The organism is Rhodococcus sp. PSi06, assembly GCF_054960675.1.
Genome location: NZ_JBHNYO010000018.1, coordinates 46,162 through 66,888, shown reverse-complemented (window position 1 = coordinate 66,888; position 20,727 = coordinate 46,162). Strand labels below are relative to the sequence as shown.

20 protein-coding genes are annotated in these 20,727 nt (G+C 62.7%); 8 read left to right on the top strand and 12 right to left on the bottom strand.

From position 1 onward, the window contains the following. Positions 1-10 precede the first annotated feature (10 nt). Entirely contained in the window at positions 11-643 is a 633-nt protein-coding gene (locus tag ACFI9K_RS21635; protein ID WP_462665395.1) for an isochorismatase family protein, read from the bottom strand. A gap of 126 nt (positions 644-769) precedes the next feature. Here ACFI9K_RS21635 and ACFI9K_RS21630 point away from each other — a divergent pair, with 126 nt between their 5' ends. Then, positions 770-1,750 (top strand): GlxA family transcriptional regulator, encoded by a 981-nt coding sequence (locus ACFI9K_RS21630; protein ID WP_462665394.1) that lies wholly within the window; start codon positions 770-772, stop codon positions 1,748-1,750. Continuing rightward, the gene (locus ACFI9K_RS21625; protein WP_462665393.1) at positions 1,747-2,577 is read left to right on the top strand and encodes an adenylate/guanylate cyclase domain-containing protein; all 831 of its coding nucleotides are present in this window, start codon (positions 1,747-1,749) and stop codon (positions 2,575-2,577) included. Before ACFI9K_RS21630 ends, ACFI9K_RS21625 begins: the two co-directional genes overlap by 4 nt. Before the next feature lie 178 nt (positions 2,578-2,755). Here the strand turns inward: ACFI9K_RS21625 and ACFI9K_RS21620 are convergent, their stop codons facing one another. From ACFI9K_RS21620 to ACFI9K_RS21600, 5 genes are all read right to left on the bottom strand, one after another. Then, positions 2,756-3,052: a colicin immunity domain-containing protein gene (locus ACFI9K_RS21620; RefSeq protein ID WP_462665392.1), complete on the bottom strand. Its 297-nt coding sequence runs from the start codon at positions 3,050-3,052 to the stop codon at positions 2,756-2,758. 71 nt (positions 3,053-3,123) lie between these two features. Continuing rightward, positions 3,124-3,423, bottom strand: coding sequence for a colicin immunity domain-containing protein (locus tag ACFI9K_RS21615; RefSeq protein ID WP_462665460.1), 300 nt, complete (start codon positions 3,421-3,423; stop codon positions 3,124-3,126). A gap of 331 nt (positions 3,424-3,754) precedes the next feature. Further along, positions 3,755-4,069 carry an AtuA-related protein gene (locus ACFI9K_RS21610; RefSeq protein WP_094643741.1) on the bottom strand — a complete coding sequence of 105 codons (315 nt, stop codon included), beginning with the start codon at positions 4,067-4,069 and terminating at the stop codon, positions 3,755-3,757. After that, positions 4,066-5,418, bottom strand: a complete 1,353-nt coding sequence (locus ACFI9K_RS21605) for an acyclic terpene utilization AtuA family protein (RefSeq protein ID WP_462665391.1) — start codon at positions 5,416-5,418, stop codon at positions 4,066-4,068. Before ACFI9K_RS21605 ends, ACFI9K_RS21610 begins: the two co-directional genes overlap by 4 nt. Continuing rightward, the gene (locus ACFI9K_RS21600) at positions 5,415-6,854 is read right to left on the bottom strand and encodes a CitMHS family transporter (RefSeq protein WP_462665390.1); all 1,440 of its coding nucleotides are present in this window, start codon (positions 6,852-6,854) and stop codon (positions 5,415-5,417) included. Before ACFI9K_RS21600 ends, ACFI9K_RS21605 begins: the two co-directional genes overlap by 4 nt. Positions 6,855-6,936: 82 nt before the next feature. Between ACFI9K_RS21600 and ACFI9K_RS21595 the strand changes: the two genes are divergently transcribed. Continuing rightward, positions 6,937-7,830, top strand: coding sequence for a LysR substrate-binding domain-containing protein (locus ACFI9K_RS21595; RefSeq protein ID WP_462665389.1), 894 nt, complete (start codon positions 6,937-6,939; stop codon positions 7,828-7,830). A gap of 72 nt (positions 7,831-7,902) precedes the next feature. On the opposite strand, the gene ACFI9K_RS21590 is transcribed toward ACFI9K_RS21595, so the two are convergent. Next, positions 7,903-10,140: an NADP-dependent isocitrate dehydrogenase gene (locus ACFI9K_RS21590; protein WP_462665388.1), complete on the bottom strand. Its 2,238-nt coding sequence runs from the start codon at positions 10,138-10,140 to the stop codon at positions 7,903-7,905. A gap of 240 nt (positions 10,141-10,380) precedes the next feature. On the opposite strand from ACFI9K_RS21590, the gene ACFI9K_RS21585 reads away from it, so the two are divergent. The 3 genes from ACFI9K_RS21585 to ACFI9K_RS21575 all read left to right on the top strand — a co-directional run bounded on the left by ACFI9K_RS21585 (position 10,381) and on the right by ACFI9K_RS21575 (position 13,033). After that, positions 10,381-11,757 (top strand): NAD-dependent succinate-semialdehyde dehydrogenase, encoded by a 1,377-nt coding sequence (locus tag ACFI9K_RS21585; RefSeq protein ID WP_462665387.1) that lies wholly within the window; start codon positions 10,381-10,383, stop codon positions 11,755-11,757. Positions 11,758-11,826: 69 nt separating this feature from the next. Beyond that, on the top strand, positions 11,827-12,123 hold the full coding sequence (locus tag ACFI9K_RS21580) for an antibiotic biosynthesis monooxygenase family protein (RefSeq protein WP_462665386.1): 297 nt from the start codon (positions 11,827-11,829) through the stop codon (positions 12,121-12,123). 46 nt (positions 12,124-12,169) lie between these two features. Then, complete coding sequence (locus tag ACFI9K_RS21575) at positions 12,170-13,033, top strand: alpha/beta fold hydrolase (protein ID WP_462665385.1); 864 nt, start codon at positions 12,170-12,172, stop codon at positions 13,031-13,033. A 3-nt stretch (positions 13,034-13,036) separates the two neighbouring features. Here ACFI9K_RS21575 and ACFI9K_RS21570 read toward each other — a convergent pair whose 3' ends face one another. Further along, on the bottom strand, positions 13,037-14,389 hold the full coding sequence (locus ACFI9K_RS21570) for a cytochrome P450 (RefSeq protein WP_462665384.1): 1,353 nt from the start codon (positions 14,387-14,389) through the stop codon (positions 13,037-13,039). An 85-nt stretch (positions 14,390-14,474) separates the two neighbouring features. Between ACFI9K_RS21570 and ACFI9K_RS21565 the strand changes: the two genes are divergently transcribed. Beyond that, positions 14,475-15,092, top strand: coding sequence for a TetR/AcrR family transcriptional regulator (locus tag ACFI9K_RS21565; protein ID WP_462665383.1), 618 nt, complete (start codon positions 14,475-14,477; stop codon positions 15,090-15,092). Positions 15,093-15,100: 8 nt separating this feature from the next. Here the strand turns inward: ACFI9K_RS21565 and ACFI9K_RS21560 are convergent, their stop codons facing one another. Next, a complete protein-coding gene (locus ACFI9K_RS21560; protein ID WP_462665382.1) occupies positions 15,101-16,165 on the bottom strand; it encodes an aldo/keto reductase in 1,065 nt (354 codons plus the stop codon). 143 nt (positions 16,166-16,308) lie between these two features. Between ACFI9K_RS21560 and ACFI9K_RS21555 the strand changes: the two genes are divergently transcribed. Beyond that, on the top strand, positions 16,309-16,902 hold the full coding sequence (locus ACFI9K_RS21555; protein ID WP_462665381.1) for a TetR/AcrR family transcriptional regulator: 594 nt from the start codon (positions 16,309-16,311) through the stop codon (positions 16,900-16,902). Positions 16,903-16,916: 14 nt separating this feature from the next. Here ACFI9K_RS21555 and ACFI9K_RS21550 read toward each other — a convergent pair whose 3' ends face one another. The 3 genes from ACFI9K_RS21550 to ACFI9K_RS21540 all read right to left on the bottom strand — a co-directional run bounded on the left by ACFI9K_RS21550 (position 16,917) and on the right by ACFI9K_RS21540 (position 20,709). Beyond that, a complete protein-coding gene (locus tag ACFI9K_RS21550; protein ID WP_462665380.1) occupies positions 16,917-18,281 on the bottom strand; it encodes an acetamidase/formamidase family protein in 1,365 nt (454 codons plus the stop codon). 89 nt (positions 18,282-18,370) lie between these two features. After that, positions 18,371-18,934, bottom strand: a complete 564-nt coding sequence (locus ACFI9K_RS21545; RefSeq protein WP_462665379.1) for a hypothetical protein — start codon at positions 18,932-18,934, stop codon at positions 18,371-18,373. Positions 18,935-19,020: 86 nt separating this feature from the next. Then, entirely contained in the window at positions 19,021-20,709 is a 1,689-nt protein-coding gene (locus ACFI9K_RS21540; RefSeq protein WP_462665378.1) for an ABC transporter family substrate-binding protein, read from the bottom strand. Between the last annotated feature and the right edge of the window lie 18 nt (positions 20,710-20,727).

Below are 20,727 nucleotides of genomic sequence, written 5' to 3'. Positions count from 1 at the left end.
TAATGACGACTTAGGCAACCGCGTCGTTGCCCTGCGCTGCCGAGACCACCAGATTGTTTGCGGTCAGCTCGTTTGCGTTCTTGACTGCGTCGACCCACTGGTCGGTGGACGCTACTGCCGCGAAGTTCGACTGGTAGAGCACCATCAGTGCCTTGTGCAGCTGCTCAGCCGAAACGGTCCCCGCCTCGTTGGAAAGGTTGATCGCACCGGTGGCGTCGGACAGGATCTCGACGGTCAGGTCCAGCGCCTCGGCGTCGGCACTGGAGGCAAGGTCGCAGTTGTTCGTCATGTAGCCGACGATTGTGACAGTGTCGATGTTGTGGGTCTGCAACCACTTCGCGACACCGGTTCCAACGAACACGCTGCTGTACTGCTTCTCGACTCGCTCGAACGAGGGCTGCACGACGGCCTCAATGTCGGGATGCAGCTCGTAGGTCGGGGTGCCCTTGACGAAAGCGGGCGAACCTTCGGGCATTTCGTGCTGAACGATCGCGACAGGCAGGCCCTGAGCCGCAGCGGCTTCGATGGCGCGGACGATATTGGCCAACGACTCGTCGCGCGGCGGGTACTGGATCTTCAGCACTCCATCGAAGTACTCCTGCTGGACGTCGATGACGATGAGGGCTCTGCGCGGTGCGGTCATGGGTGTTCTCCTTGTTGCCGGCGTTCTCGGTCGATACCCATCGTTCGTCATCGACCTTGCGTCCACGAGTGGCACGGATGCATACTTTCGATTGATTTGCGCCAACGTGCTGGATCGGAGCCAAACATGCGAATAGCGCTCTATGTGTTCGACGGCATCACGATGTTTCACCTCGCCGCGCCGCTGATGGTGTTCGGCGAGGTGAATCGGCTCGGACTCGCCTCGGATTGGGAGACGCGCGTGTGGTCCGACGAACCAGGCTCGATCCGCACCGAGGAAGGGTTTCCCATTGGCGAGATCGCGGGTCCCAGCACCGTCGACTGGGCCGACATCGTCATCGTGACGTCGTGGCCCGAGTCATTGCCGCGCATAGGGACTGACTTCTCCGACGCCCTTCGCGGAGCTCATGCTCGAGGCACAGCGATCGCGGGTCTGTGCCTCGGTTCGTTCGCCGTCGCAGACACCGGGTTGCTGGCCGGCCGCCCCGCCGTCACGCACTGGACCAAGATGACCGAACTGCGCGAGCGAAATGCACACGCCGGCGTCGACGAGTCGGTCCTCTACATCGACCACGGAGACGTGATGACCTCCGCGGGAACGGCATCGTCGATCGATTCTTGCCTGCACATCGTGCGCAAACACCTTGGTTCGGCGGCCGCGACGCGGGTGGCGCGCAGTCTGGTGGTCGCACCCCATCGCGACGGTGGCCAAGCGCAGTACATCGAACGACCGGTCATCGAGGCATCGGGAGATACTGCGATCGCCGACGTCCAGAGCTGGGCACTCGAGCGACTGGACGAGTCGCTGCCCATCGAGCGACTGGCCGATCATGCCCGCATGAGCCGACGCAGCTTCATCCGTCAGTTTCAGTTCGAGACAGGATCCACCCCGGCTCGGTGGGTGCTGATCAAACGGCTGGAGGAAGCTCGGAACCTACTGGAAACGACCGATCGCAGTATCGAGAACATCGCAGCACTGTGCGGATTCGGCAGCGCAGTCACCCTGCGTCAAAACTTCCGCTCGGCATTCGCGGTGACACCGACGGCCTATCGACGGCAATTCGCGGTCGGTTGTGCGCCCGCAGAGGCGTTGGACAGGCAAGGATGAGCGACGTGATCCTGTGGATAGTTGCCGGAGTAGAGCTCGCCGCCATCGTTGCGCTCGGTGTCGTGTTGATTGTGTCGCGTCGCAAGCTGAAGCACACCCGCCGCGCACTCGACCGAGCTCTCGCAGAAACACAGCAGCGCCGTAAGCGACGCGGCCTGGTGCCCTTCGCCATCAGAACTGCCTTCCACACCACGGACCTACTCATCAACAAGGGCTTCGGTGCCACGGTTCGCAACTCCGTCGAGGACCTCGCGGGCTGGGCCAAGGTGGAACGCCCCGATCTGGCACGTATGACGGCGGACGGCGACATCGTGGTGATGTTCTCGGACATCGAAGGATCGACCGCACGCAACGAGGAACTGGGCGACCGCGGCTGGGTGAAGCTGCTCGAAAAACACAACAAGCTGATCTGCAAGCACGTCGCCGATCACGGCGGCCATGTGGTGAAAAGTCAGGGCGACGGGTACATGCTTGCCTTCTCCGATCCCGCTGGGGCCGTGCGCTGCGGGGTAAAAGTGCAAGAAGCACTGATGAAAAACCCGGATCGATGGGACCGCATCCGCGTACGCATGGGCGTGCACGTCGGCAGTTCGGTGCGACGCGGAGACGACATCTTCGGACTCAACGTGGCCATGGCAGCGCGGGTTGCGGGACAAGCCGAGGGCGGCGAGATCTTGATTAGTGAACCTGTCCGCAACGCCATCAGCACGGCTCCGGATCTTCCCGTCGGCCTGCCACGTGAAGTCGAATTGAAAGGAATGAGCGGAAGTTTCCAGTTGTATCCGATTGACGTGCCAACACCCGATCAAATGTTGGAGCTCGAGTGACTCTCTCCAGGCCGCTGTCCACAGTTCCCCGTGTCAAGCCTCGGATGCGGAGAGCCTTCGCCTTCACTTGACGCCTGACAGGCGACAACGGAATTGACGAGTCGCCGCCCGCCAACATCTACGGAGAGGACCAAGACCACTCGACATTGATCTGCACTGGCGAAGTCGAAGAGCTGAATCACTCGAAGTCGGTAAGTTTCTCGTAGGTCGCCGCCGCTCGTTCCCTGAGCTGTTCGCCCGAAAGATCCTCCGCGCTATCACGCAGCACCGGATCCGAAACGTAATCATCTACATCGAAGAATAAATCCTCGAGAATCACGAACACATCACCCCGCAACTGGATCTTGTCGTTGGTGAAAGTGTGGAGATATTTTGCCTCGAAGTCATCCGCCGACATTTCATCGTTCACAAATTTCCGGATAATCTCTCTGTATTGGCTCAGCATTGCTTCGACCGATCTCTGATTCTCCGTCATTATTCATCCCCCAGGACTTCCCTGTCAGAGCGCATCGCTGACTTGTACACGCGGTTCAGGAGAGATCGGCACTATCCTTCTCGACTCAACTGACGGAGCTTCTCCAACGCCCCAGTCGCACAGACCAGCAATTGACCTGCGTCCAGATCGTCGTCGCCGCGCAACCTATCCTCGGCGACGTAAGCGTCCGCATCTCCGAACAGACCGTTGACGATCTTGGACACTTCCTTTTCGAGTATCCCCGGTGTCCCCTTCACCAGCCGCAAATATTCCTGCTCGAAGACATCGGCCGTGTCGCTTCCATCGACGAAATCCTCGATAATGGGGATAAATATCAGGGCCTGCTCGGCCGCCCTCCCGATAGCATTCATCAGCACAGTCTCTCCTCACTGAAAAACGACGCCATCTGCTCCTCCTCACATCCCAGCCGGCTCGGCAGAAGTTGCACGACACGTCCCGCTTCGTGCGCCTGCAGATTCGAGGAACCCTCGGGCGCTCAACAGCCTGGTCAGAGTCGGGACACGCGACCCGACCTGGTGTCGTCCGACCTCCCCCGTCTGCCCCGCCACTGTTCGCCGAAAGGCGACGCCCATAGCCTTGGACGTCGTCCAAGCCCAGTAGGTTCCATCGAACTGCAGCAGATACGCCCAAGGATTCAGCCTCCGACACGGGGCGGATGGGCGCCGGAGTCAGGAAGCAAGGTCAAAGAAATTCAGGCACAGTCATACTCAGCAGGTGGTAGCTCAAACACTTGCCATGTCCGTCGAGAACGGGGCTCCCGGTCACTCCCCCACCGAGCACGCCGGGCAGCTCGAACACCAATCCCGAGACCAAGGGCATTTCGGTGCGACGCACGGCTCCGGTGACCAGCGGTGCGAAATGCCCGGCAACGGCATCGACAGTCAGTGCGCCGGAGAGTAACTCGTAGTCCTCATCGGTTCGCGGGAACACCGCAAGAATGAGGGTATCGCCCTTGTCCCCGGTTCGCACGTCGGCGAGATCATCGACAGTTCTCATGCCGTCACCTCCGTGATGTGCACGGCGGTCGTCACCTGTGCACGTGGGATCAAACAGGAGCGGATTGCGAGAACCTCCGCGCTGCTGCTCCGTGCACCACCCCCGCCGGCCGGGCCGTTGGTGTACAGACTTTCCACTTCCCACCCCACGAGTGCAGCGGTCTGCGCATCGGGCACCTTTGCCGTCACGCGCAATCGCACTTCGGGGACGTCGGTGTGGGCAGCAAGTCCGCGGAATGCTGCGCCCGCCCCGATGTACTCGATGCCCACGTTTTCCGCCGCGATCCCGTGTACCTCCCACAGTCGTTGCTGCACAATCTCTCCGGCAAGCTGTGCGCGTTGCAGTGCGCGTGGTCCGGCGTAGCTGATCTGCCCCTCTCCGAGCCAACCGCCACGGAATCCCAGGGTCACCTTCAGCTCCTCCGGACGTGCACTGCCCGTCGCCCCGGACACCGCGACCCGATCGGGACCAGTGGTCTCGAACGAGACACCGGTGAAATCGGCGGTCACGTCCGGCGTCAAGTATCTGGCTGGGTCGCCTACCTCGTAGAGCAACTGCTCGGCGCACGTTCGCCGCGTCAACTCACCGCCGGTGCCGTCGACTTTGCCGAATTCAGCTGTGCCGTCGGCACGCACGTCCCCGAACGGGAAGCCCAGATTGGCCAGACCCTGCACAGGCTTGGTCACCGGGTCCGCGAAGTATCCACCGGTCAGTTGGCCCGCGCACTCGAGTAGATGCCCGACGGCCGTCCCCGCGCCGAGTGACTCCCAATCCTGACCGGCCCAACCGAATTCGTGCATCAGCGGCGCGAGATACAGCGCTGGATCGGCAAGACGGCCGGTGACGATCACGTCGGCACCGACGTCGAGCGCGGGCAGGACTGCATCGGCCCCGATGTAGGCGTTGGCCGACACCAACTCCTCGGCATGCTCCGACAGCGGCCGGCCGGTCTCCCACACCACCGGGTCGATCCGGCGCACCGCGTCGAGCACGTCGTCGCCGGTGACAGCAGCGATGCGCACCGAACGCGAGCACACCTGCTCCGCCACCTGGGCGATGACGTTGGCTGCCGCAACAGGATTCGCTGCTCCCGAGTTGGTGACGACGGTGATGCCCTGCTCCGTCGTCGCACCGAGGACTGCGCGCATCCGCGCTGCCAAGAGTGGGTCGTAGCCCGTCGCGGGATCGAGCAATTTTCGGGCTTGCCCTGTTGCGACAGTCCGCTCTCCGAGGCACTCGAAGATCAGATAGTCGAGCTCGCCTCGTTCGGCCAAGATCTGTGCAGGGTCGATCCGATCGCCGGCAAACCCAGCGCCTGCTCCCAATCGGACGGTTCCGGGGGCGCTCATGAAACCCACACCGGGATGACGCCCGTAGCGAACGCGACCCCGAGCATGCCGAGGCTCACCAGCCACGCCCACCCGATCGTGTGCCGGATATGCCTGCCGATGTCGACCTTTGCGAGACCGACGAGAAGATAGAACGCACCCGTCATCGGACTGATCGGGAAGCCGACGGTCTCCTCACCGATGATCGACGCCTGAGCGAGATGGATTGCGCTGATACCGAATTGGTCACCTACCTCGATGAGCACCGGCAACACGCCGAAGTAGTACGCGTCGGGGCCGAAGATGAGACTCATCGGTACCGCGAACACCCCGACGATGAGCGGAAGTGCCGGTGCCATCCAGTCCGGAATCACGTTGGCGGCGCTGACTGCCATCGATTCGATCATGCCGCTGCCGTCGAGCACACCGAGGAGAACACCGGCGGCGAGCAGCGTGCCCACCATGAGCATCGCGCCGACAGCATGCGCTTCGATGCGCGCAGACTGCGCCTTCATCCCGGGGTAATTGATCAGGAGCGCAACGATGGTCGCGATGATGAAACACGTCTCCGGAGGGGCGACGGCCGCGATCAGTGCGCCGAGTGTCGCGACAACGAGAACGACGTTGACCCAGAACAGCTTCGGACGCAGCAAGCTGGGCTCGTCGGGCGTGTTGGGCTTGTCGGGCTTGTCGGGCTTGTCGGGCTCTTCTGAGGTCTCGTCACCGGCCGAGCCGGCTGAAGCCGGCTCATCGGTTCCGCCGGTAGCGGGTACAGCAATTCGCTGCCCGACGCGTGCCGTCGACTCCTCCACCTCGGCCGAGACATCGCCTGCTGCGACCTTCGCCAACCGTGTCCGCTCTCGGCGTCCGAGGTAGTACGCGACGGCCAACGCGAACACCACGCCCGCGATCTGCGCGGGAATGAGCGGCACCCACAGCTCGTTGGCGTCGACGCCCAAGGTTGCTGCCGCTCGCGCCGTCGGCCCGCCCCACGGAACGATGTTCATCACGCCCGCGCCGAGACCGACACACGTGGCCAGCACCAGCCGGCTCATGCCGAGGCGCTCGTAGATCGGCAGCATCGCAGGAACGGCGATGAGGAACGTGACCGCGCCTGCACCGTCGAGATGGGCGACCAAAGCGAGAGCCGTCGTGGCCACCGCGACGGTCGGCGGAGCGCTGCCTGCCCACTTCACGATGCGCGCGATGAGGGGATCGAACAGACCTGCGTCGCGCATGATCCCGAAGAAGACGATCGCGAACAGGAACATTGCCGCGACGCCCACCACGCCACCGAGCCCGTCCTTGACGAACCCTGCCACCTCGGACGGAGAGTTGCCGGCCAGGAACGCAGCAGCCAGCGGGACACCCGCGAGTGCCACGATGGCCGCGACGCGTTGAGTGAACAACAGCAGCAGGATGATGGCAATCGTCCCGAAGCCGAGCAGTGACAGCATGTGATCTCCTTCATCGAATATGACGAGTGTTGTGCAGATCACTTACACAGTCCAACATCAGTTGGGTATAGATTCATGCACTGTGGGCATAAACCTGGGCATTGCCCATCTACGCGCCGTCGTCGCACTCGCTGATCACGCGAGCTTCACCGCAGCTGCCGCGTGGCTGCAGGTCTCACAACCGAACCTGAGCCGCACCGTCGCCGAGGCCGAGCGCCGCCTGGGCGTGCGGTTGTTCGTGCGCACCACCCGAAGCGTCGACCTCACCGGTGACGGGCACGAAGTTACGGCCTACGCCCGTCGGGTATTGCTCGAGTTCGACGACGGCCTGGAGCAGATCGGCCGCTTCGTGTCGGGTGACCGCGGAACCGTCACCATCGCATGCTTGCCGTCGATCGCGGCCACGTTCTTGCCTCCCTACATCGTGGAGTTCCGTCGTAGCCACCCCGACGTCTCGGTACACATCAAAGACGGTTTGCGCGACGACGTGGTGGCCTCCGTGCGCGATGGTTCCGTGGACTTCGCAGTGGTGGCGGCATCGGGGCGAGCGAACGATTTGATGCGGACCACGGTGAGCGCCGACGTGTTCGTGTGCGCATTACCCGCGGATCACGCTCTTGCGCAACGCACGTCGCTGACCTGGACCGACCTTGCCGACGAGCCGTTCATCTCGTTCGGCCCCGAATCCAGCATTGAGTCACATGTACGACTCGCACTGGAAAGTGCAGGAGTTGAGGTGGGACCGTCGGTTCAGGCGCACAACGTGGCCGCCGTCGCGGGCCTGACCGCGGCGGGATTGGGCATCACCGTGATCCCCGAACTCGTGGTGCCGATGATGTCGTTCGCGAACCTGGTCTACTTGCCCATCGAGCCGACAATTCACCGGACCATTTCCGTCGTCCAGTTGCCGGGGAGACGCCAGAGTGCAAGCTGTTCGGCGTTTCTCGGTGTTTTGGTGCCGCCCCAGAACGAATGAATGGTCCATTCACAACGTCTGAGCGCGTGAATGGACCAGTCATTCCATGGGGGTGGAGCCGAACAGAAAGAGCTACTGCTTCGCAGACTCCAGAGCCTCGTTGAAGGTCTTCGACGGACGCATCACTGCAGCCGTAGCTTCGGAGTCCGGGTAGTAGTAGCCGCCGATGTCGACGGGACTGCCCTGGACCTCGTTCATCTCGGCGACGATCTTGTCTTCGTTCTCGGCCAACGTCTTCGCCAGTGCGGCGAAGTGCTTGGCCAGCTCGGTGTCCTCGGTCTGCTCGGCGAGTTCCTGTGCCCAGTAGAGCGCGAGGTAGAACTGGCTGCCGCGGTTGTCGAGTTCACCGGTCGAGCGTGACGGGCCCTTGCTGTTCTCGAGCAGCTTGCCGGTGGCGGCGTCGAGTGCGGTGGCGAGGATGGTCGCCTTGACGTCACCGGTCTTGGTTCCCAGGTCCTCGAGGCTGACCGCGAGAGCCAGGAACTCTCCCAACGAATCCCAGCGGAGGTGGTTCTCCTCGATGAGCTGCTTGACGTGCTTGGGGGCCGAGCCGCCCGCGCCCGTCTCGTACAGTCCACCGCCTGCCATCAACGGCACGATGGAGAGCATCTTGGCGCTGGTGCCGAGTTCGAGAATCGGGAACAGGTCGGTGAGGTAGTCGCGCAAGATGTTGCCGGTCGCGGAGATGGTGTCGAGCCCGCGGATGAGGCGTTCCATCGTGTAGCGGATGGCGCGCACCTGCGACATGATCTGGATGTCGAGGCCCTCGGTGTCGTGATCCTTCAGGTACTTGCGCACCTTGCCGATCAGCTCGTTCTCGTGCGGGCGGTACGGGTCCAGCCAGAATACGACCGGCATTCCGGACTCACGGGTACGGCGCACTGCCAAGGCAACCCAGTCGCGGATCGGCGCGTCCTTGACGATGCACAGGCGCCAGATGTCGCCCTCTTCGACGTCCTGGGTCAGCAGAACTTCGCCCGTCGCCAGGTCGGTGATGTTGGCGACGCCGCCGGCAGGAACCTCGAACGTCTTGTCGTGCGAGCCGTACTCCTCGGCCTTCTGCGCCATCAGGCCGACGTTGGGAACGGTGCCCATCGTCGTCGGATCGAACTGGCCGTTCGTCTTACAGAAGTTGATCATTTCCTGGTAGATGCGGAAGAAGGTCGACTCCGGGCTGACCGCCTTGGTGTCCTTCGGCCGACCGTCCGCGCCCCACATCTTGCCGCCGCTGCGGATCATCGCGGGCATGGATGCGTCGACGATGACATCGCTGGGCGAGTGAAAGTTGGAGATGCCGCGGGCCGAGTCGACCATCGCCAGTTCCGGACGGGTCTCGTGGCACTTGTGCAGGTCGTCGATGATCTCTTCGCGCTGCGCGCTGGGGAGTGCTTCGATCTTGCTGTACAGATCCGACAGGCCGTTGTTGACGTTGACGCCCAGTTCCTCGAACAGATCGCCGTGCTTGGCGAACGCGTCCTTGTAGAAGACCTTGACGGCGTGACCGAACACGATGGGGTGCGAAACCCGCATCATCGTGGCCTTCACGTGCAGGGAGAACATGATGCCCGTCTTGTAGGCGTCCTCCATCTGCTCTTCGTAGAACTCGATGAGCGCCTTCTTGCTCATGAACATGCTGTCGATGACGTCGCCGTCGGTGAGCGACACCTTCTCCTTGAGCACGATGGTCTCGCCGCCCTCGGTCAGCAGTTCCATCTTGACCTCGCGGTCGCCCTCGACGGTCATCGACTTCTCGCCGTGGTAGAAGTCGCCGTGGCGCATGTGCGCAACGTGAGTGCGCGACGCCGGTGACCATTCACCCATGCTGTGCGGGTGCTTGCGGGCGTATTCCTTGACGGCCTTGGGAGCGCGCCGATCCGAGTTACCCTCCCGCAGAACGGGATTGACCGCACTACCCAGGCACTTAGTGTAACGGTCGCGGATGTCGCGCTCTTCGTCGGTCTTCGGGTTGCCGGGGAAGTCGGGGATCGCATAGCCCTTGTCCTGCAACTCCTTGATGGCCGCGAGCAACTGCGGCACCGAGGCGCTGATGTTGGGCAGCTTGATGATGTTGGTCTCGGGCAGCTGCGTCAGCTTGCCCAGCTCGGCGAGGTTGTCGGTCACTCGCTGGTCTTCGTTCAGGTAATCGGGGAACTCGGCGAGGATGCGGTTGGCAACGGAGATGTCACTCGACTCGACGTTGATCTCGGCCGCACTGGCGAAAGAACGTATGACCGGAAGAAACGCGTGAGTCGCCAGCATCGGCGCCTCGTCGGTCAGTGTGTAGATGATGGTCGGCTTCTTCGCTGTCATGTTTCGCCTTTGCCTCAGTTTCAACGTCGTCTTTTGGATGCGTTCGCCATCGACTTTAATCTTCCGAACCCGCGACTGTGGGGGCAGTGGGGTATCACTCCACCTGGGGTTCCAAGTTACCGACCAGTAGGACGCCCACAGGGTTTCGCAACTTCACCCCGCCCCATCCTTGACCACCGTCGGAGCATCCGATTTGCCCGAGTCGGAACAATCGCACCCTCCCCGACCGTTGAGCGAGGTATGACGACCTACAAGACTGTCAATCCTGCCGACGGCACAACTATCAAGGAATTCGAGACTCTCGACGGTGCCGGCGTCGAGCGTGCACTTGCCGATGCACACGCCGGTTTCCAGACATGGCGCAAGACCTCACCGAAGCATCGCGCCGACATCCTGCACAAGGTCGCCGATCTCTACGCCGAGCGTTCCGACGAACTGGCCCGCACGATCTCGCTCGAAATGGGCAAGCCTCTCACCGAATCCCAGGGCGAGGTGGAGCTGTCGTCGAACATCTACCGCTACTACGCCGACCACGGCCCGTCGCTTCTCGAGGATGAGAAGCTCGACGTACCCGGCGCGGAAGACACTGTGCTGCAGCGTAAGCCGGTGGGCGCACTCGTTGGCGTCATGCCGTGGAACTTCCCGTACTACCAGGTTGCCCGGTTCGCCGGCCCGAACCTGATGGTGGGCAACACGATTCTGCTCAAGCATGCGCCCAACTGCCCGCAATCTGCGCTACTGATGGAGGAGATCTTCCAGCAGGCCGGTCTGCCCCGGGACGCATACATCAACATTTTCGCGACCAACGACCAGATCGCCGACATGATCGCCGACTCCCGCGTCCAGGGCGTCTCGCTCACCGGTAGTGAGAGGGCCGGAACCTCCGTCGCCGAGACGGCCGGACGCAACCTCAAGAAGGTCGTCCTCGAACTCGGCGGATCGGACGTATTCATCCTGCTCGATTCCGACGACATGGACGCCACCGTCGAATCCGCGACCCGGGCGCGGCTGTCCAACGCAGGCCAGGCCTGCAACGCCGCTAAGCGCATCCTCGTCGCCGAGGAGGTCTACGACGACTTCGTCACCAAGCTCGTCGCGTCGTTCGAGGCCGTGCAAACCGGCGACCCGCTGGACGCGAAGACCACCCTCGGACCACTGTCGTCGCAAACCGCCGCCGACACGCTGATCGAGCAGATCGACGACGCCGTCGCCAAGGGCGCAACGCTGCTGACCGGTGGTAAGAAGATCGACGGACCGGGTGCCTACGTGCAGCCGACGCTGCTGACAGACGTCACCCCGGACATGCGCGCCTACAGCGAAGAGCTGTTCGGGCCGGCCGGTGTGATCTACAAGGTCGAAAGCGCGCAGCAAGCAATCGAATTGGCGAACTCCTCCGCATACGGTCTCAGCGGCTCGGTGTGGAGCGCTGACCTCGACAAGGCCCGCGACGTCGCCGAGCAACTCGAAGTGGGCATGGCGTTCGTCAACGAACACGGCACCACGCTGCCAGGTTTGCCGTTCGGCGGAGTCAAGCGCTCCGGCGTCGGCCGCGAACTGGGCCCATGGGGCATGGACGAGTTCGTGAACAAGAAACTCGTGCGCGTCTCCGCGAAATAGATCCTGCTGGCATGGCTCCCCGGACACGATGTCCGGGGAGCTTTCGCGTGCCTCGGTCATACTGTCTCGATGATCGTCGAACACGCTTTGTTGCACGTCATCCCCGGTCGAACCGACGAATTCGAGGCCGCGTTCGCAGCCGCGAAGTCGATCATCTCCTCGATCCCAGGATTCGTAGACCTGACCCTGTCCAAGGGCATCGAGCAGCCCGATGTCTATCTCCTGCTGGTGCAGTGGAAACGGATCGAAGACCACACCGAGGGCTTTCGGCAATCCGAGAAGTATCAGGACTGGAAGACCCTGTTGCATCACTTCTACGAGCCGTTCCCCGTCGTCGAGCATTTCGACCCGGTACTGCAGGCGTAGCCGATAAGTTCGAGTTTCGTCCCCATCGCCGTTTCGAGGAGTAACCGTGGCCAACGCTTCGTCGTTCGTATCCAAGCAGGACGACATCGAGATCAGCACCTACACCTGGGCGACGGCCGCTGATCCGGCTCGCGGCGTCGTACAGATCGCGCACGGACTCGCCGAGCACGGCAGCCGCTACGCCCGCTTCGCGACCGCGCTGAACGACGCGGGATTCCACGTCGTCGCCTCCGATCATCGCGGTCACGGGCAGTCGATCGTCGATACTCCGGGCGATTTCGGTGCCGCTGCGTTCGCCGGGCTGTGGGCCGACATCGAGCAACTCGGAGAATCGTTGCTGGGCGAGTACCCGGACCTGCCGCTGTTCTTGTTCGCCCACTCGATGGGATCGTTTGCCGCGCAGCATGTTCTGATCGAACGATCGGACCTGTACGAGGGTGTGGTGCTGTCGGGCTCGACCACGCTGGACATCCTCGCCGCCGGAATGGCCGACGCCCCGGCCGGTGACCTGAGCGTGTTCAACGCCGCCTTCGAGCACCGCACCGGATACGAATGGCTCTCCCGCGACGAGGCCGAAGTGGACGCCTACGTGGCTGATCCGCTGTGCGGCTTCGACCTGCCCGAGTCGACGGTGCCCGCACTGTTCGGCGAGGCGGAGAAGCTTGCCGATCCGCACAACCTCGAGCAGATCCGATCCGACCTTCCGCTGCTCATCACGTCGGGATCCGACGATCCACTCGCGGGCGGCGGCCAGTTGATCGAAACCCTTGCCTCCCGATACCGCGAAGCCGGCATGAGCGACGTGACCGTCGCCCTCTACCCCGGTGCTCGCCACGAAATCCTCAACGAGACCAACCGAGACGAGGTCACCGCGAACATCATCGGCTGGCTCACCGAGCGGGCCGGCTAGACCTCAACGCCGTCGAAGCTGCACGGGCTGCCCGTCCTCCGGGAAGGGCAGCGACGTGAAGTTCAGCGGCGCAACGTAATCGGGATCGACGGTCCAGTCGAACCGCAGCAGCAGGTGATGCATGATCGTCTTGATCTCGGCACCGGCGAAGTACATGCCGATGCATTTGTGGACGCCGCCGCCGAACGGCTCCCACGCATAGCGGTGCACCTTGTCTTCGCGGCGGTCCGCAGCGAAACGTCCGGGATCGAATTGCTCCGGGTTGGGCCAATACTGCGCCATGTGGTGCGTGAAGTGGGGTGCGACAGAGGCATACGTCCCCGCGGGTACGAACTTGCCCTGCACCTCAGTGTCTTTCACGGCGCGGCGAGCCACTACCGGCGTGGGCGACACCAGACGTAAGCACTCCTTCATCACCAGATCGACATTGGTGAGCTCGTCGAGTTGCGCAAAGGTCGGAGCATCGGTGCCCAGCGCCTCGCACTCGGCCCGGCACTTGTCCTGCCACTCCGGATGCTGGCCGAGGTACTGCATCATCGTCGACAGTGTGATCGTCGACGTGTCGTGCGCGGCCATGAGCAGGAAGATCATGTGGTCGATCACTTCGTCGTCGGAGAAGCGCTCGCCGTCGTCGCCCTCGATGTGGCAAAGGACGGAGAAGAGATCGTCGGTCTCGGTGGCTCGCCGGGCAGGCAGATAGCGTCGGAAGAACTCGTCGAGCACCGCTCGGCCGTCCAGACCTCTCTTCCATCGTGTGCCCGGCACCCGGTATCGGACGATCGACGTCGCGGCCTGGACGCAGGCGATGAAACTGTCGTTGAGCTCGGCGATGTCGGCATCCGTCGTTCCCTCCGCACCGCCCATGAAGATGCTCGTCGCCACGTCCAGTGTCAGCGCTTTGAGCGCCGGGTAGACCTGGAAGTCGCGCGCCGGCTGCCACGCCTCCAATCCCGTTGCCGTCACCGGATTCAACGCCGCCACGGACTTGGCCAGTCGGTCGCGAGTGAAGGCCTGCTGCATGATTCGACGGTGACGTAGGTGCTCCTCGGAATCGAGCAGCATCAGGCCGCCGTGGAAGAACGGCCCGATCAACAGCGACCAGCCGTCACCGTTGGCGAACGCCTTGTCTGCGTTCTGCAGCACCTGCTGACACGCATCGGGGCCGAGGACGGTGATCCACTTCTGACCGGCCATCGTCATCCACGAGACCTCGCCGTACTTGTCCCACCGACTGCCGAGCAGCTTCAGAGGGTCTCGTATGTATTCGAGGGTGTGACCGACGACGGGCAGACCGCCGTCACCGAATACCGGCGCAAGCGTCGAATCAGCAGGCGGAGCAGCAAGAGCACGAGACATTGTCGACCTCCATCAATCTGACAGAGCGTCCTGTCAGATGAAATGTAGTCTGCGTCACATTCCGTTCGTCTGTCAAGATCTATCCATGGCATCCACCACGCGCCGCTACAACGGCATGAGCGCAGACGATCGCCTTGCCGACCGTCGTGCCCGTCTGCTCGATGCCGGGCTCGAGGTGTTCGCAGCAGCTGGAGCCAAGGGCGCAACCATGACCGCCATCTGCGCGCGCGCCAAGCTCACCGAGCGGTATTTCTACGAAAACTTCAGCAGCAGAGACGATCTCCTCGAAAAGGTAGTGGATTCGATATCCGACGAGATTCGAGCCAAGGCCCTGGACGCACTGCACTCCCCCGCACCCACGGTCGAGCAACAGGCACACAACGCCATCGCCGCGTTCGTCGATGTGCTCACCGAGGACCCGCGCAAGGGCCGCGTCGCGATGATCGAATCGCTGGCCGTCGACTCACTCCGGACGTACCGACGAAAGTCCATGCGCGCGTTCGCCCATCTGGTCGCCGAACAATCACGCGAACTTTACGGTGAGCAGGCCTTCCCCCAACCGCAGTCGGAAATCAACGGCCTGCTGTTCATCGGCGGACTCGCCGAACTCGTGATCGCGTGGCTCAACGACGAAATAGCCATCACGCCTGCCGACATCGTCGACGCCGCAACCCGTCAGTTCATCGCCACCGCGCACCGCTGAGGTGGGGGTCAGACCCTGGCGTCGATGTTCATGTCGCCACGCGTTTGCCTTCGGATGTGATCGCTTGCCAGCATTGAGTGCGGGAAGCCGGGGTCGATCGCACTGGCTCGGTCGAGCCGCGCTAGATGTTGGGCGCTCAACTCGATCTCCAGTGCACCGAGATTTTCCTCCAACTGCATCAGCGTTCGCGCACCGATGATCGGGGCGGTGACGTGCGGACTCTGCAGGTTCCATGCCAGGCCGATTTGCGAAGGCGTGCAGCCCAGTTCGCTCGCTACTCCACTCACCACGTCGACGATGGCGAGGTTGCGCTCGGTGAGCGAACCCATGGCGATGTTGAAGTTTCGTCGGGTCCCAGGGCTGCTTTCCGAATCGCTGCCACTCACGTCGGCCCGGGCGTACTTCCCCGACAGAACCCCGCCCGCCAACGGCGAGAACGGGACGACACCCAGACCCAGCTGATGCGCCATAGGGATCAGATCGCGCTCGCCACCCCGCTCGATCAGGTTGTACTCGATCTGCAGTGCTACCAACGGTGCCCAGCCACGGAGGTCGGCCAAGGTCTGCATCCGGGCAACCTGCCATGCCGGCGCCGTCGAGATTGCAACGTAGAGCACGGTTCCGCGTCGGACGAGATCATCGAGTCCCTGCATGATCTCGTCGATAGGGGTCGTGTCGTCCCAGACGTGCAGGTACAGCAAATCGATGTAGTCGGTGCCCAATCGGCGCAGACTGTCGTGAACCGAGGCGAGGAGGTTCTTTCGATTACTGCCGCCGGAGTTGGGATCCCCGGGACGACGAAGCGTGGTGTACTTCGTCGCCAGCACGAACGCGTCCCGATTGCCGCGACTGAACTCGCCCAGCATCTTCTCCGAAGTTCCATCGGTGTAGGTCGGGGCAGTGTCGATGAAGTTTCCTCCTCTCTCCACATACGTGTCGAACAGTTTCCGGGCCACGGAGTGCTCGGCCCCCCATCCCCAGTCGGTGCCGAAAGTTGCTGTGCCCAAGGCCAGCCGCGAGACACGCAATCCGGAACGCCCCAGCGTCCGGTAGGTGTCGAGACCTGAAGTCATCGTCTTCTCCTCATCGATGGTGGCGTGCGAACGGTGCTACCAACTTTAAGTACACCGATCAGTTTTCAACGTAGCAACGATTGCATGCCCCTGCAAGCTAAGTACACTGACCGTTACCGGATTGAAGAAAGCGAGGGCAGCAGATGAATACAGGCCCGACCGGCGTGCGCCGTGGCCGTGGGGCGCGGGAGCGTCTATTGAATACCGCCCGAGAGCTGTTCCGAGAACGTGGGATCAACAACACCGGCATGGACATACTCAGCGCACAAGCGCAGGTATCCAAGCGAACGATCTATCAACACTTCGGCAGCAAGGACGAAGTCGTCGCCGCGTGCCTACGCACACAAGACCTGCAGTCCGAGCCCGGAGTGTTCGGACGCACCGACCTCTCGCCCCGTGAGCACATTCTGGTCGCATTCGAGCCGAGCCCGACGAGCTCGGGCGATGCGACGCCGATGTGCCCGTTCATCCGGGCCGCCGTCGAAATTGCGGACCCAGAACACCCCGCACGAGAGGTCGTTCGCGCGTACAAGCTGTCGGTTGCGCAGCACTTTTCGGAACTTGCGCGCATGGCTGGGGCTCACGACCCGGATGTACTCGGGCAGCAACTTGCGCTTCTGCTCGACGGGGCATCCATCAGGACCAGAGCCCTGGGCATCGAAACCCTGCCGATCGCTGCCGGGATTGCTCGCGAATTGATCGACAAGGCAGTAGATTTCGACGCCCGGTCCTTGTAGGTCGTCCGGATGACCTACCGATCGAAGTGCGCCTTCGAGATTTGGCCGTGCACGCCGACCGTTTTGTCGACCACCTGCGAGACGCTGAAGTTCGCGGCGGCAGACAGATAGGCGTACGCCGTCGCACGGTCCATGCCGAGGTCGGTTTCGAGGAAGTTCAGAGCGTTGACCACGGCGCGACGCATGGCCGCGTTCAGGTCCGAACTCTGGCCGCCGACTGCACCGTCCGGATCGGACAGGCCGATTGGAATCCACGAGTCCTCGTTCTCGGCAAAGGGATACGAGTACGCAACGGACGGCGCGTCACCACTGCCCGCCTTGCAGACCGTGAGGCGGAAGGTGCCACGCAACGATCCTTCCATTGCGGTGAGGGCCACCTCGCCGTCGCCCATCGCCATGTGTGGATCACCGACGTAGAACAACGCGCCTTCCGCGAACACTGGGAGGTAGAACGTCGATCCGACACCGAGCAGGCCGACGTCGATGTTGCCGCCACCCAGCGTCGGGGGAATCGAATTGGCGTTGGGCGACGTCAGACCCGGATCGCTGGCGAACGCAACGCCCATCATTCCCATGAACGGACGCAGCGGGAAGCGAACGGACGCATCGCCATACCGCATCACGCCCTGGCCGTCCTCGACTTCGGTGAACGTGGACACGTTGCCGTACTGCGTCGGGTCACCCGACTTCCTGCCGTCGCCTCCGATCGGCGGCATGACTTCGTCGAGGCCAATACCCGCAGGTGCTTCACCGGACGCAGTGACCGCCAGAGCACCCTTGCCGTGCCTGCTCGACACCACGCCGTACGGAACGCGCGGTATCGCCTCGAGCGTCTCGATCTTGAGCACATCACCACGCTGCGCGCCTTCCACGAACACCGGGCCCGTCACCACGTGCGGTCCGTCGACGTCGAAGTTGCGTACCGTCCGGTCGTACCCGCCGGCGATGTCGATCGCGTCCTGAAGAACGTCGGACTCGGAAACACCCTTGCCGCCGAAGAATTCGACGGGATCGCGGCCCTGATCTTCGAGAATTCCCTCGTGGCTGAGCGCATCGATGGTGACCGTCTCGCCGGACTTCATCTGCAGCACCGACTCGGACTCGACCGTCGGAACGTAACCCCACAGAACCTTGTCGACCTCGGAACTCAGGTAGTGATCGCCGGCAATGTCACCGGCTCCGGGCTGCAGGATCCCGCCAGCGGTAGGCGCCGGGACGGAAGAACTCGCAGCGGCAGTGTTCGAGGACGACGTGGAACACGCTGCTGTTCCGGCAATTCCGACGCCCGCTCCCAGAGCGGCCACTGCCTGGATGAATCCGCGACGACCGATCCCCTTGCTGATCGTCTCTGCTGCCTGCTCCGCCATCGACCGCGCCATGATGCCTCCTGAATTGTCCGAATCTCGAACGTAGATCAGGGGTGTTTCTCGGCAGTTACGAACGCGCGTCGGCCCAATTGCTCAGCAGCTCAACTGGGATCGCTGCCCCCGATCACCGACCACCAGATCGCCGTGACAGCAGCCAAGAGACTCACTGCGACGAACTGAGCGAATCCTCCTCCGTCGACGATCAACCACAGCAGACCGATGAACGGACCGGCCACCGCAGCGGGGGCGTCGAGCATGATTCGACGGCGCAACGATCCGAATCTCTTACTGCGCGTGCGCAGATCGAATTCGTTGAGGCGCGGAGCGTCGAGCGGTGCGCCGGGAGGCAGGGACGACCGACTGCGACCCGACGGCAGCGCGAGAATTCCCGGTTCGACGACGAAGGCGCGACGGCCGAGGATCGACCTACTGACCTTCGCTTCGGCGTCGGGGACAAGTCCGAGAAGATCGGTGTGGAAGTAGACGGGGTACCAGGACCGCCTGCCGTTCTCGTGGACCTCCAGGTATCCGCGCGAGCGCATCCGGTGTTGAAACCGCACTCGCCGCACGGTGGTTCGGCCGGAGGAGTGCGATGCAGATCGTCGAGCCAAGAAGGCCGCGGCCACAGACCAACCCGTCCAGATGAGCACGATGAACGCAACCAACAGTCCCAGTGGAGTGACGAAAGCGGTCGATGCCGCGACAATCAGAGTGATTGCCGCGGCACCGACCGGATATCCGAGCCCGTTGTTTATTTCAGGAACCCGACCTTCGACATGTCGATGTCACCGAAACCCGGAGCTCCGAAGTTCGCGAGATTCGACTTGGTCGCGTACGTCGAGGGGCGCTGGAACATCGTCAGGCTGTGGCCCTCGGCCCAGATCGCCTTGTCCGCCTCGTTGTAGTCGGCGATACGTGCGTCGTCGTCGAGCTCACCGGCAGCCTTGTCCAGCAGGCCGTTGATCTCCTCGGAACCGACCTGCCCGTAGTTCTGCAGCGTGCTACCGGGTGTCAGGCGGAAGATGCCGTCACTACTGGAGGTGTATGGCGTTCCCTCCCAGGTGAAGTGGGTGACGTCGAAGGCACCCACCAGGATGTACTTCTCGAAGAAGTCGTCCGACGGAACTGCGTCGATGATGAGGTTGGCACCGACGGCCTTGAGGTTCTGCTGGATGATCTGAGCTTCCTGCGTTGCATTGGGTGTGTCCGCCGGAATGATGTCGTGCAGATCGAGCTGCTGACCGTTCTTCGAGCGGAACTCACCGTTCATCGTCCAACCGGCTGCTTCGAGTTCGGACTTCGCCTTCTCGGGGTCGAAGGTGATATCGCCGTTGTTGGCCTGATAGCCCTTCTGACCGTCGACGTAGATATGACTGTTCAGCACCGTCGGGCTCGACGTGATCTGGCCGAGCTGGGACGTAGCCAGGTAGTCGCGGTCGATCGCTTTCATCAGAGCCAGCCGGACGGCCTTGTCCGACGTGATCCGTCCCTCGGCACCGTTGAAATCGAAGTGGCGGTATTGCGGCCCAAGGCTCTGCCGCAAGTCGACGTTCGGGATTCCCCGCGCCACCTTGAATGCATCAGCACTACTGCCCAGTTCGTAGTAGTCGAGCTCGCCGCTCTGCAACGCTCCGACGGAGGCCGTCGAATCGAGTGGGAGGTAGGTGATGGTGTCCAGGACCGCTGGGTTTTCTCCCCACCAGTCGGGATTGCGCTCGACGACGATGCGCTTGCCGCCGGGCTCGATGTTCTTGACGCGGAACGGGCCTGCGGTAGCGGGCATCGTGGTCACCGATCCGGTGTTGAACGCCTCGACGGTGTTCACCGACTCCGCCGGCATCAGCGGGGAGAACAGCGAACGCCAGTCGCCGAACTTCTCGTTGAAGGTCAGGATCACCTGCTGGTCGTTCTCGCCCCGAACCACCGTGTCCACCTTGTCGTACCCCGCGGTGGACGACGCCTCGTATGCTGGATCCTTACCGCTGTTGGCGGTCCACGTCGCGACGAGGTCGGTGTAGTCCAAAGGCCTGCCGGTACTCCACTTGGCTTTCGGATTGATGTTGTACGTGACGACCTGCTTGCCGTCGACCTCGGACTCGGTGATGTCGGTGAAGAAATCGGTCGCGGTGGTCAGGCTCGCGTCGGCCGCGGCGTGGAACGCAGTCGGCATGAGAGCCTGATAGAACCGATTGGCATCGACTGTGGTGCCATCGATTTGGTAGTAGTTGTAATTGGTCGGCACCTGCGAAAGCGGGAAATTCATGTTCCCGCCCTGCTGCAAGTCACTGATCGGATGCGGATTGATCTGTGCCCCGCTCTCGAAGGACGCAGGCGCATCGGCGTTCGGCCCGGTGTCACCGGAGCTGCACCCCGCCACCAGTCCCACGGTGGTCACGGCCACCGCGATCGGGACCAGTGCCCGAAATAATTTGACTCTCATCAGTTCACCTTTCTCAGT